At 37.5% G+C, this 12,164-nt stretch carries 10 protein-coding genes; 3 read left to right on the top strand and 7 right to left on the bottom strand.

What is annotated here, in order from left to right; translation table 11 throughout:
• Positions 1 to 2: 2 nt before the first annotated feature.
• From MMF97_RS01075 to MMF97_RS01060, 4 genes are read right to left on the bottom strand one after another with little or no spacing between them, the layout of a single operon-like run.
• A complete protein-coding gene (locus MMF97_RS01075; RefSeq protein ID WP_243357716.1) occupies positions 3 to 614 on the bottom strand; it encodes a ribonuclease HII in 612 nt (203 codons plus the stop codon).
• Between the two features lie 45 nt (positions 615 to 659).
• Entirely contained in the window at positions 660 to 1,745 is a 1,086-nt protein-coding gene (locus tag MMF97_RS01070; protein ID WP_243357715.1) for an ABC transporter permease, read from the bottom strand.
• A 2-nt stretch (positions 1,746 to 1,747) separates the two neighbouring features.
• Complete coding sequence (locus MMF97_RS01065; protein ID WP_243357712.1) at positions 1,748 to 2,884, bottom strand: glycosyltransferase family 2 protein; 1,137 nt, start codon at positions 2,882 to 2,884, stop codon at positions 1,748 to 1,750.
• Positions 2,862 to 3,839, bottom strand: coding sequence for a hypothetical protein (locus tag MMF97_RS01060; protein ID WP_243357708.1), 978 nt, complete (start codon positions 3,837 to 3,839; stop codon positions 2,862 to 2,864). The genes MMF97_RS01065 and MMF97_RS01060 overlap by 23 nt, the downstream gene beginning before the upstream one ends.
• Before the next feature lie 42 nt (positions 3,840 to 3,881).
• Between MMF97_RS01060 and ruvC the strand changes: the two genes are divergently transcribed.
• Positions 3,882 to 4,445 carry a crossover junction endodeoxyribonuclease RuvC gene (gene ruvC / locus MMF97_RS01055; protein WP_243357706.1) on the top strand — a complete coding sequence of 188 codons (564 nt, stop codon included), beginning with the start codon at positions 3,882 to 3,884 and terminating at the stop codon, positions 4,443 to 4,445.
• Between the two features lie 5 nt (positions 4,446 to 4,450).
• Here the strand turns inward: ruvC and MMF97_RS01050 are convergent, their stop codons facing one another.
• A complete protein-coding gene (locus MMF97_RS01050) occupies positions 4,451 to 5,503 on the bottom strand; it encodes a TerC/Alx family metal homeostasis membrane protein (protein ID WP_243357704.1) in 1,053 nt (350 codons plus the stop codon).
• Positions 5,503 to 6,477, bottom strand: coding sequence for a polyprenyl synthetase family protein (locus MMF97_RS01045; RefSeq protein WP_243357702.1), 975 nt, complete (start codon positions 6,475 to 6,477; stop codon positions 5,503 to 5,505). The genes MMF97_RS01050 and MMF97_RS01045 overlap by 1 nt, the downstream gene beginning before the upstream one ends.
• A 66-nt stretch (positions 6,478 to 6,543) precedes the next feature.
• Between MMF97_RS01045 and MMF97_RS01040 the strand changes: the two genes are divergently transcribed.
• On the top strand, positions 6,544 to 7,524 hold the full coding sequence (locus tag MMF97_RS01040; protein WP_243357700.1) for an alpha/beta hydrolase: 981 nt from the start codon (positions 6,544 to 6,546) through the stop codon (positions 7,522 to 7,524).
• Positions 7,525 to 7,564: 40 nt separating this feature from the next.
• Positions 7,565 to 8,908: a deoxyguanosinetriphosphate triphosphohydrolase gene (locus tag MMF97_RS01035; RefSeq protein ID WP_243361141.1), complete on the top strand. Its 1,344-nt coding sequence runs from the start codon at positions 7,565 to 7,567 to the stop codon at positions 8,906 to 8,908.
• A 38-nt stretch (positions 8,909 to 8,946) separates the two neighbouring features.
• Here the strand turns inward: MMF97_RS01035 and MMF97_RS01030 are convergent, their stop codons facing one another.
• Positions 8,947 to 12,156 carry an ABC transporter permease/M1 family aminopeptidase gene (locus MMF97_RS01030; protein WP_243357698.1) on the bottom strand — a complete coding sequence of 1,070 codons (3,210 nt, stop codon included), beginning with the start codon at positions 12,154 to 12,156 and terminating at the stop codon, positions 8,947 to 8,949.
• Positions 12,157 to 12,164 lie beyond the last annotated feature (8 nt).

Genomic DNA, 12,164 nt, shown 5'->3' with positions numbered 1-12,164 from the left:
AACTACTCTTCTTCAATAAAGTTAATGCTGAGTTGTGGGGAGCTAACCTGAAAGGTTTTTCGATGGAATGGCGACATGCCCTGTTCAATCACCACTTTGCGATGTGTAATGGTAGGGTAGCCTTTATTTTTTCTCCACTCGTATTGTGGGTGAAGCTTATCAAGTTCATCCATATAAGCATCACGATGTGTTTTGGCTAATACAGAAGCTGCGGCAATATTCAGGTATTTCCCATCGCCTTTGATGATGCAACTATGCTGAATAGAGGGGTAGCTTTTAAATCGGTTGCCATCAATAACTAAATAACCGGGTTTAATTTTGAGTTGCTCAATAGCTCTATGCATAGCCAAAAAAGAAGCATTTAAAATATTAATGCGGTCAATTTCCTCATGATCAACTACGCCTACAGCCCAAGCAATGGCCTGGTCTTCAATTAAAGGTCTGAGCGTTTCGCGTTGTTTATGGTTGAGTTTTTTTGAGTCATCCAGCCCTTCCAGATAAAAATCTTTAGGGAGGATAACGGCAGCAGCAAAAACCGGACCTGCAAGGCAGCCTCTTCCGGCCTCATCACAGCCGGCTTCAATCAAATCTTGTTGGTAACAGTTTAGCAGCATGATACAAAATTAATACTTATTTGTATTTAAGTGCCTAAATAGTGCTTATATACTTGCATTTTGTCCTTTAACATCAAAGGCATCACGTAAACTAATGGCCACCAGATTAAAGGCGTACACGGTAAGCATAATGGCTAAACCTGGTAAAACAGCTAAATAAGCAGCATCCATAATGATGTAACCATAATGTTCTTTGATCATGCCGCCCCAGCTTGGCATAGGTGGCTGTGCACCAAAACCTAAAAAGCTCAAGCCTGTTTCTAATAAAATTGCAGAAGCAAAATTTGCAGAAGCTACCACTAAAATAGGGCCAGCTATATTGGGTAAAATATGTCTTACAATGGTGCGTGAAGTTGAAAAGCCCAAGGCTTTTGAAGCTTCAACAAATTCAACCTGCTTTAAAGCCATCACCTGTCCGCGAACTAAGCGGGCTACATCAACCCAGGTAGAAAGGCCAACGGCAATAAAAATCTGCCAAAAACCTTTACCCAAAGCAAACGAAATGGCTATAACCAATAATAGCGAAGGTAATGACCAGATTACATTCATGAACCAGCTTACGGCAGCATCAACTTTTCCGCCAAAATAACCGGCAATGGCACCTAAGCCCACTCCAATAAAGAGGGAAATGATCACAGCCATTAAGCCTACAGAAAGCGAAACCCTGATGCCTAAAATAAGGCGGCTCATTAAATCGCGACCATAAATATCTGTACCTAAATAAAAAGTTTGTTTGTAAGTGTTTTCTCCACTCACTAAAGGATAGGCTTTTTCTTCGGCCTGTTCATCATCACCAATATACTCGCGGGCATAAACCTTATTTTGGCTAACCCGATAAGAAGTAATGGGAACACTTTTAAAATTGGCTTCCTGCCCAAAAAGCATTTTATTAAAGAAATTAACCTGCTTTACTTTATCGTTACGACTGATGATCAGAAACTCGAATGATCTGCCTGGTTTTTTATTACTCAGCTGCAGATGCATGGTATTGGCATAAGGTGTTTGATCGGGAGTGATCAAATAACCTAAAGTGCCTAAGATGACTAAAAGAGAGATAAAAATTAAACCAGCTACAGCCAGTTTATTGCGTTTAAATTTAATCCAGATTTTTTTTGATGGGCTGTTGCTCATTATTACTTAACCATTCTTCCTTTCCAGTTGTATTTGCCTGAATTTCCGGCGATGCCAATATAAACAATGTAAATTATATGCAAAAGGGTTAAAACAGGCAATAAACCTAGCAGAGTCCTGCGTTTAAAGAAATCGGTTACTTTATACAGAAAAATAAACTCTGCAACGAATTTAATACCTAACTGAAAGAGTAAAAAGGGTAGGGATTCAGGAAAAAATATAGCCAGTAAAGCGTTAACAATAATACTCAGGTTAAAGAGCCAGATACTTACACCTAGAATAATCACTGATTTTTCTTTGTATCGGGTACTTTTAGACGCCCAACGTCTGCGTTGTTGTATAAACTCTTTTAAATTGGGTTTGGCATGTGTGTAAACTACCGCTTCTCTGTTTTTTAAAAAACCTATTTTATTGCCATACAGCGCTGCCATTTTATGTAAAAGCAATTCGTCATCTCCCGATGCCAGGTCATCAATGCCCGTAAATCCGCCAACTTCAAAAAAAGCTTTCTTTTCATAGGCCAGATTTGCACCGTTACAGGTACTTGGGTTTTTATTGCCTATGGTTGAAGCCCCCAAACCTATTAAATAGGAAAATTCAAGAGATTGGGCATTTTCGAACCAGTTCTTTTCCTGAAAGTAAGCTACCGGTGATGAAATCATTTTAAAGCCATTCTCCTCGTAATAATTTACAATGGTTTTTAACCAGTCGGAATCCATGCGGCAATCGGCATCAGTAGTAATGATCAATGAGCCTTTGGCTTGCCCAATAGCGGTTTGTATGGCTTTTTTCTTGTATGAATTGATGAGTTTGTCTTCTTTTAACTGAAGCAGGATCACGCCCTTGTCGGCATAAGAACTGATGATCGATGCTGTGCTGTCGGTAGAATTATCGTCTATGATAATCAACTCAAAGAGGTCTTTGTTGTAATTCTGGTTTAATACATCACTTATGGTAGCTTCAATTTTATCTTCTTCGTTACGTGCAGCAATAATAATAGATACCATTGTAGTACCGGTTTTGGCAGTAGGTTGGTAATATTTAATGCGAATCCAGCCTATGATAAAAAAACAGACCACAAGCACATAAATAACGGCTAAAAAAGCAGAGAAATAATTAATTGCGCTGAGTATTTCCAAAGAAATTGAGTTTAAATACAAAATAAGAGCCTAATATAGCAGGAATTATAATATTGATGAGCCAAATACTTGCAATACATGCCACAACTGCTGTATTTTGCTGGGTAACAAACTTAAAGAAAAACAACCCTGTTACACTTCTTATGCCTATATCAAATAGATCTAATGAGGGTAGTGAAGATTGCACAAAGAATAAAATGGGTACCAACATTAAAATATCTGTAAAGGCAAGCGAGGGTACCAGCCACATAAACATGATTAGATACTGAGAAGTGAAAACAGTATAACGAACCAGGCAGATCATTAATATTTTAAACAGTTCAGCTTTTTTGTATCGGGCCAGAAAGGCGTAAAACCTTTTGTACTTTCGGGTAAATTTTATGGAAAGTAAAATGCCGTTAACCCATTTGATATTGAAATAGAAAACCAAAAAGAATGTGGCAAAAGCAAAGGCCAGTATGCAAAGCGCAAAGAATAAAATAGGTTCTAAAGTGGTAAAACGATACACAAAAATACAGATGGCAATGGCTCCAAATACATTGGTTAATACCAATTGACCAATGTTGCCAACTGTCATGACAACCACACCGGCAATACGTCTTTTAGGTGATAAGAAGAAAACCCTACCACCATATTCGCCTAAGCGATTGGGTGTAAAGATGGCCCATGTTAAACCACAGAATACAGATTCAATAGCTCGCCACAACGAGATTTGTTCTACCTGAGCAATTAGCCTTTTCCATTTAACTGCCTCCAAACCCCAATTGATGAGCATGAGTGTAAAAACAATACCTAAATACAGGTAAACTTCTGATACAGGGATGCTTTGAATAAGTGATACAAACTTTTTAAGGTCGTTATTACTGATCAGCTTGGTATAAATGAACCAAAAAGCAAAAGCTACAATAGCGATTTTAAGTAATAAGGAAAAAGATTTTTTAAGGCCTGATGTCAAAATATTAACGTTTGTATGTACAAATATGCTTAATATTGTTTTATGTTGGTTGAAAAAAAGGAACGTATTATTATGGGGATAGACCCCGGTACGGCCATTATGGGTTATGGTGTTATTTTAGAAAAAGGAAATAAAATGGAGCTGTTGAGCATGGGGGTAGTAAGAATGGACTACCTAGATGATCATTTCCTGAAACTGCAACGCATCTTTGAAAAAACAACCGCATTAATTGAGCAATATAACCCTGATGCTTTAGCCCTTGAAGCACCTTTTTATGGTAAAAATATACAGGTAATGTTAAAGTTGGGCCGTGCACAAGGCATAGCTATGGCTGCAGCTTTGGCCAAAAATATACCGGTATGTGAATATGCGCCCCGAAAGGTAAAACAATCGATAACCGGGCATGGAACCGCCAGCAAAGAGCAGGTAGCAGCTATGCTACAGAGATTGCTTAATTTTAAAGAAACCCCAGAGTTTTTAGACGCTACAGATGGCTTGGCAGTGGCTGTTTGTCACTCTTTTCAAAAGATTACTTCTGGTGGCAAAAGTAAAACTTATACCGGATGGGAGGCTTTTGTAAGCGATAATAAGAAACGTGTAAGATAAACTACTCAGCTCTTAATCCCTTTTTTCTTAGGGAAAGCCAATGATGCTATAATACTGATTGCCAAAATAGCTACGATAATAATCAGCGAATGTTCGGTAGTAAAGCCCCATGCTTTTAAATAACCATGCCCTAACATTTTAATACCTATAAAAGCCAATAAAACTGCTAGTCCGGTTTTGAGGTAATGGAATTTATGGATAATGTTTACCAGTAAAAAAAACATAGACCTTAAGCCCATAATAGCGAAAATATTAGAGCAAAAAACAATATAAGGGTCTTTGGTAACAGCAAAAATTGCAGGTATTGAATCTACGGCAAAGATCAGGTCGGTAAATTCTACAATGAGCAATACCAAGAACAAAGGTGTGATCATTTTCTTATGATCTACTTTGTGAAAAAAGTGATTGCCTACATAATGGGGATGGATGGCAAAAATTTTGGAAGCAAATTTAACCACCGGGTGATTGTGAGTATCTATTTTCTCTTCCTCATCTTTAGATAAGAACATTTTTATTCCGGTAAACAACAAGAAAGCACCAAAAACATACAAAATCCAGTCGAATTTGTTGATCAGCGCAGCACCTGCAAAAATGAAGATAAAGCGCATAATAATAGCACCTAAAATGCCCCAGAACAATACCCTATGGTAATACTTTTCAGGTACAGCAAAGGCCGAAAAGATAAGTACGATCACAAAGATATTATCTACAGAAAGAGCATATTCTATAACATAGCCCGTTAAAAATTCAAGGCCTAAGTTTTGTTTGTACAGGCGTAAACTTGCGTCAAAATTACCGGGTATTAATTCTATGGAGTGCTTGTGGCTTTTTACTACTTCAGCTAAACGACCATAATCATGTATGCCATGCAAGTATTCGCCTTTTAAAATCAGTAGCAGGTAAAAGCTTAATGCTAGCATCACCATTACAAAACTCATAATGCCAGCTTGTTTTAAACTGATTACATGATCTTTTTTGCTGAAAAGGCCTAAATCAAGCGCTAGGATCAGCACTATAAAAAGTAAGAAACCCGTAATGAATAAAAGCTCGCTCGACATTATTTTTTTCTCTCAGTAGTGTATCTAACTAATTGTTCCAGTCCGGTTCTGGCATCGCTGTCAGGAAACTGATTTAAAATCTCGAAAGCTTCCTGCTGGTATTCGAGCATTTTCTGGTTGGCATAATGCACACCGTCTTTACTGTTTACAAAATCAATAACTTCCTGTATTTTCTTAGGATCATCCTGATGGTTTTTTATCAGGTTGATAATGTGTTTACGTTCAGTTCTGGTGCTGCGGTTAAGGGCATAGATAAGAGGTAAGGTTACCTTTTTCTCTTTAATATCAATGCCTAAAGGTTTGCCCACATCATCGGTCCCGAAATCAAATGTATCGTCTTTGATCTGGAAAGCAATGCCTACCTTTTCACCAAATAGACGCATTTTCTCGATGGCTGCTTCGTCGGCTCCAGCCGATGCGGCCCCACAGGCACAGCATGAAGCAATTAACGATGCCGTTTTTTGACGGATTACATTAAAATAAAGCTCTTCGCTAATGTCCATGCGACGTACTTTTTCAACCTGCAACAATTCGCCCTCACTCATCTGTTGTACCGCTTCGGATACTATTTTTAACAAAGTAAATTCATTATTGTTTACAGAGAGCAGAAGACCTTTAGCCAGCAGGTAATCGCCCACTAAAACAGCGATCTTATTTTTCCATAAAGCATTGATGGAGAAAAAACCACGACGTTCATAAGCATTGTCAACAACATCATCATGTACCAATGTGGCAGTGTGTAGCAATTCAACTAAGGCAGCTCCGCGATGTGTAGATTCCTGTATACCTCCACATAGTTTGGCAGCAAAAAATACGAACATCGGACGCATTTGCTTGCCTTTACTTTTTACGATGTAGTGGGTAATTCTATTAAGTAACGGAGCGTCACTGCGCATCGAATCTTTAAACTTGATCTCAAACGCATCGATTTCTGCTGCAATAGGTTGCTTAATCTGGTCTAATCCGGGCTTCATGTTAAAAATCTGATTGCAAACTTAGTTAAATTCCTCTAAAAGCGTATTTTTATGTAACTTATTACTATGAAAAACTATAAAAAGCTATCCATTGTAGTCATAGCCATTATCTTGGTTGTTTATTTTTTAGGACCCAGACCTTCGCAACCCATATATGATACCACCTTACCTGTGGTACCCTCTATAGATCAGTTATCAGGGTTTATTCAAAAGAATGACCAGCAGCACAAAATTAAACCCGGAAATGAGGCAGCAATTATCTGGGCAGATTCTACACACCAACAAACAGAATACGCTATTGTTTACCTACATGGGTTTTCGGCCAGTAAAGAAGAGGGTAATCCGGTACACCTGAATTTAGCCAAAAGCTTAAAAGCAAATCTTTACCTTAGTCGTTTGGCCGATCATGGTATTGACACCGTTGCACCTATGCAGTATTTTACAGCAGAACGCTTGTGGCAATCGGCCAAAGAAGCTTACGCTATAGGCAAGCAATTGGGCAAAAAAGTAATTTTAGTGGGCACTTCAACGGGAGGTACTCTGGCTCTGCAACTGGCTGCAAATTATCCTGAAGCGAACAGTATTATGCTGCTTTCACCAAATATTGCCATCAATGATAACAAAGCTTGGTTGCTAACCATGCCATGGGGTTTACAAATGGCCCGTTTGGTAGAAGGAGGGAAAGAACGTAAAACGGCAGGTAATAATGAATTGTACCGTAAATATTGGTACACGCATTATCGTTTAGAATCGGTAGTGCAATTACAAGAACTGGTAGAAACAACAATGCATAAAGAATTGTTCGCTAAAGTACATCAACCGGTTTTACTGCTTTATTATTTTAAGGATGCTGAACATCAGGATCCGGTGGTAAAGGTGGAGGCCATGCTTAAAATGTACGATCAGTTGGGTACCTCGAAAGATAAAAAGATGAAGGTAGCGCTTCCCAATGCACAAAATCACGTAATCGGTTCATACATTACTTCAAAAGATGTTCCCGGCGTTGAAAAAGCCATCATCGATTTTATCAGCAAAATGAAACTCTGAAAAAAGATTGTTAGTTTAGCCGCTCAAAAGATACACTATGATGGAGTGGAAGCAGTTGTTGTCGTCAAGAAGATGGGGGCACGCCAAGAGACACGAAGATACAGATGAAGCTCGTTCGCAGTTTCAAAGAGATTATGACCGGTTAATTTTCTCATCACCCTTTAGGAGATTGCAAAATAAGACGCAGGTTTTTCCTTTGCCGGGCAGCGTATTTGTGCATAACCGTTTAACACACAGCTTGGAGGTTGCCAGCGTAGGCCGTTCTTTAGGTCGCATCTTTTACAACAAACTTAAGAAACAAAATCCCCGCTTGGATGAAGAATTGCCTTTAATGAGCGAGGCCGGTAATATTGTAGCTGCGGCTGCTTTGGCCCATGATATGGGCAATCCGCCTTTTGGACATTCAGGTGAAGCGGCCATCTCAAGATATTTTACCGATGGCGATGGCAAGCAATATCAAAATCAGGTTACGGCTGAACAGTGGAGCGATATTGTGCGTTTTGAAGGAAATGCAAATGCTTTGCGTATTTTAACACATCCTTTTAGCGGAAAAGGAAATGGCGCTTATGCCTTAACCTATTCTACTTTAGCGGCCATAGCTAAATATCCTTGCCAATCTATTGCAGGCCATAACAAGGCAAATATTTACACCAAAAAATATGGGTTCTTCTATACAGAAATAGATACTTACCGTGATATAGCTCAGGAATTAGGAATAGAAAAAGTATCAGATCAACCCCTGGTTTACAAACGTCACCCTTTAACTTATTTGGTAGAGGCCGCTGATGATATTTGCTACAGCATTATTGATTTAGAAGACGCTCATCGTTTAAAAATATTGAGTTATGAGACGGTTAAAGATCTTCTGATACCACTTTGTAATGATGAAAGATTAGAAGAGCGATTAAAGAATGAATTTGAGGATAATGATGCAAAAATCAGTTTACTGAGAGCAAAAGCTATTAATACTTTAATTGCAGAATGTTCTGAAATATTTTTTGAGCAACAAAGCGAATTCCTGAACGGAACTTTTAACCAAAGTTTAACTGATAGCCTACCCCCCGCACTTTCTGCTACCTGGAATAAGATTGGAGCGCTTTCTGTTGAAAAGATTTATAACTATGAATCGGTTATACAGAAAGAAGTTTCGGGTTATAAAGTAATGGCCGGATTGCTTGAAGAATTTGTCCCTGCACTGGTAAATAATGATACCCATTACTATAAGAAGTTAATAAAGCTTATACCCCCGCAATTTTTGCATAAGGAAGATGACACTTATGCAAAAATACAGAGTGCATTAGATTTTGTTTCGGGTATGACAGATTTGTATGCGGTAGAGCTTTATAGTAAAATAAAAGGAATTTCCTTCCCTACCATCAGTTAATTATATTGGGTAATGCTTAAGCACCACCCAGTATATTTTCATTTTAAACCCCATTGCTCTGCTTTAATAGGCTGGGTAGTTTTAAATAGTATATCAATTTCTCTATGTAGCCTTTTGTCACTTACGGCATAAAATTCTGCTAACAGATCGTTTGTAACAGGATGTGCATTCGGATATTTATGCTTAGTTAAAAAATTGCTGAGCGCCTTGTTTACTTTATCTTCTCCAATTAACCGACTTAATAAATACATGGCTACCGCTCCTTTTGAATAGGAAATATGTGTGTTTTCTGCAGTAACTTTATATAGGGCTTCTTCTTTGCTAAAACCTTTCTCTGAATTATAGATTTGTAAATGCATTTTTAATCGTTCTAACATAGCTTTTGTGCCATGCATTTTCTGATAAAGCATCATTTCTGTATACATCGCTAATGTTTCGGTGAGCATGGGCGAACCTTCTCTTCCATCGGGCGAGATTAGGTTATTGCCCCACCAGATATGAGATAATTCATGCCCGGCCAATTCATTGATAACATCCTGCTGTTTATCTGCAGTAATGTTGGCATGGAAGATCATATCCTCGGTCATGTAAATCGTTTCAGGATAAGCTGTGGCTGCAAAACCTCGGGTAAATGAAGAAACTTCGGCAAAGTTGATGGTCTTGAATGGATATTTTCCGAAATGCTTTTCACAGTAATCTAAAGTTAGTTTAATATTACTGATCAGGTGATCAACATTTTCATGGTGTTTAGAATGATAAAATATATTGATTTTACGATTTTTATACAGGCTGCTTTTGATTTGGTAGCGTGCTGATGATAGGGCAAATCTAAAAGGGATAACTTCACTGGTTTTATATTTAAAATAATTTCTGCCATCTTTTTTCCATTCTTTAGCAAGTTCTCCTACACCTATTGCTATCTGATTTTTTTCCGTTGAAATGGTCATATCAAGATCTATAAAATCATTCCCCAGTATTTTAGGCTCATTAAGTTTTCTGGTAGCAGTTAGCGGACCTAAATTATATTCTCTTCGAATGATATCTTCGGCTATTTCATTATCTGCCTGATAGCCAAAGGAAGGGAAATATCTACTGATACGTATAAAAGAGCCATTTTCTATAATTGCATTGAACGGTTGATGTCCATTGATGCCAGCCCACTGATAAGAAAATTCGAATTCCATATAGGCCTGTTCTCCGGGAGTGAGCGGATGCTTTAATTTTAGCTCACTGATTGGCTTACTAAAAAACAAAGTATCTTTCTTGGAAATAAACCTGGCAGTTTTTACCGTAAATCCTGAAGTGAAATTCACCAGAATGCTATGGATGTTACTTTTCTCTAAATTTTTAAGCACATAACTCCCTTCAACTTTATAGGCCTGTTTTGAAGGGTACAAACTAATTAAAGTTTTTACTTTGGTAATTGTGGGCTGCGGCATATTCTGATAATGCCTGAAATGTTTTTCATAATCTGCGTTAGCCCGTATTAATGCTTCATTATTTTTGGGTGTATAGCCTTTGGTGTATTGATGGGCGGCAAAACAGCCTAAAGTAAATAAAAATGATAGAGCAATTATCTTTCGTAAAACAGATTTTCGGTTTGTAAATAGCTTAACCAAAACCCAGATGAAAAGCAGGAAACTTGTGCCAAACAGCAGACGGTAAACAATACAAGTTAAATAAGTCCCGTATGCAATAAAATCACTATAAATTGCTTTAAACTCAGTTAAGAACAATAATAAAGGATGTGCAATTAATTTTTTGCTTATAGGACTTGCTATAATTAAAGCTACAATAATTGATATGCCCAATGCAGCATATTTGTGTTTAAAAAGCTTATTGATAAATATAAGAATACCTGCTGTTAATATAAGTGGGAAACTGTTAAAAATAAATACACCTGCATAAGCTGCTAAATCAAAGTGAGGATAGTTATATGCGAACTGAAAACAAATGCCTTGTAAGATCAATAATAATGTAAAGCATAAAATCAATAGCATGATGCTTAGAAAATGAGCTTTATTTTTGTTTTTAGCCAGACTGGTGCTGTCTTCAATTAAATTAAACCGATTGGTCTTACCTCTCCATACTATATCATTTACATAATAAATGATGATGAAAAGACCAATTAAATGGAAATTCTCGATAATGGTAGTGGCCATTAAGCCCGAGCTGACATATTTCTGTGGAATGCGTATGCCCTTTTCTATTTCGGCATACATTTCCATGCCTACATGAAAAAGAATAGCTAGTGAAGTAACGGCGAAAGCAATGCTTTTGAAAGTGTAACGCAGATCAATTTTAACAAAAGAGAAAACAGAACGCAGTTGGGCATAAAAATTTAAGCAAGTGTCTGTGCTGATGTATTTTCCGGTGTAAAGCTGTGGTGGATTAAGAGATTGTATTTTTACATTTGTTCGGGCTTTCTTATGTGATTCTCTTGTGCCTGAGAATAGGCGAACAGACCATAAAATTATCATTGTTGAAAGGAGTGTAAAAAAAATCCGGTTTATTAGAAAATAACTGTCGAGATGTACCAGCTCCCCGTTACGCTGATTAATGGTATAATCTTTACTGGTAAGAAAATAAGCGGATAATCCAAAAGGATCTAATATGGCAGAAATCTGTTGAACATCTGCTGATTGTGGCAGACTTTGGGCCATAAATGGTGAATTGGAGAACAAAAGGCTAACCATATACAGAATATACAACAAAACCCCGATTACGGCTACCAATAGCTTGTTCCCTGAAAGAACAGTTGTGAGTAAAAGTATAGCTACAATAAACAGGCCATTGATCAGACCAAAAAATACAACCGGATAAAGGTAGTACATAACGTTGAAGTGAGGTGTGATTTCAGCACCCGTACGCATGTGCTGTCCTGTTGCAAATCCTATAATCAATAATATATAAAGTAATATGCTCAAGATTATGGTTGTTAATAAGCGAGCTGTTATAACTTTCCATTTAACTAGGGGAGTAGTAAAGAGAAGCAGATCAAACCGACTGTCATGGTCTTTAAAAAATAACTGCAGACTAAAAACTGTACCCATAAAAATAATAGCAAGACTTAATAAGCCACTAATGAAACCAATTACATAAGGTGAATTAAGGTAGATACCATTGCCTACAGACAGGTTAAAATTCAGTCCTGCAAAACAACCAAAACTTAAAATGAATGCTGATAACAGGTAGAACCAAAACCTGTTCAGGTATGATTTAATGTCGAATAAAAATAAGGTTTTCATAAATTGAC

It is taken from the genome of Pedobacter montanisoli, from assembly GCF_022809115.1.
GTDB lineage: Bacteria > Bacteroidota > Bacteroidia > Sphingobacteriales > Sphingobacteriaceae > Pedobacter > Pedobacter montanisoli.
This window is presented reverse-complemented; position numbering and strand designations above follow the sequence as displayed.

Excerpts from the sequence above, each read along its gene's own strand:
- MMF97_RS01045 (WP_243357702.1), bottom strand. The coding sequence starts at position 6,477 with ATGAAGCCCGGATTAGACCAGATTAAGCAACCTATTGCAGCAGAAATC.
- MMF97_RS01075 (WP_243357716.1), bottom strand. The coding sequence starts at position 614 with ATGCTGCTAAACTGTTACCAACAAGATTTGATTGAAGCCGGCTGTGAT.
- MMF97_RS01070 (WP_243357715.1), bottom strand. The coding sequence starts at position 1,745 with ATGAGCAACAGCCCATCAAAAAAAATCTGGATTAAATTTAAACGCAAT.
- MMF97_RS01050 (WP_243357704.1), bottom strand. The coding sequence starts at position 5,503 with ATGTCGAGCGAGCTTTTATTCATTACGGGTTTCTTACTTTTTATAGTG.
- ruvC (WP_243357706.1), top strand. The coding sequence starts at position 3,882 with ATGTTGGTTGAAAAAAAGGAACGTATTATTATGGGGATAGACCCCGGT.
- MMF97_RS01040 (WP_243357700.1), top strand. The coding sequence starts at position 6,544 with ATGAAAAACTATAAAAAGCTATCCATTGTAGTCATAGCCATTATCTTG.
- MMF97_RS01030 (WP_243357698.1), bottom strand. The coding sequence starts at position 12,156 with ATGAAAACCTTATTTTTATTCGACATTAAATCATACCTGAACAGGTTT.
- MMF97_RS01035 (WP_243361141.1), top strand. The coding sequence starts at position 7,565 with ATGGAGTGGAAGCAGTTGTTGTCGTCAAGAAGATGGGGGCACGCCAAG.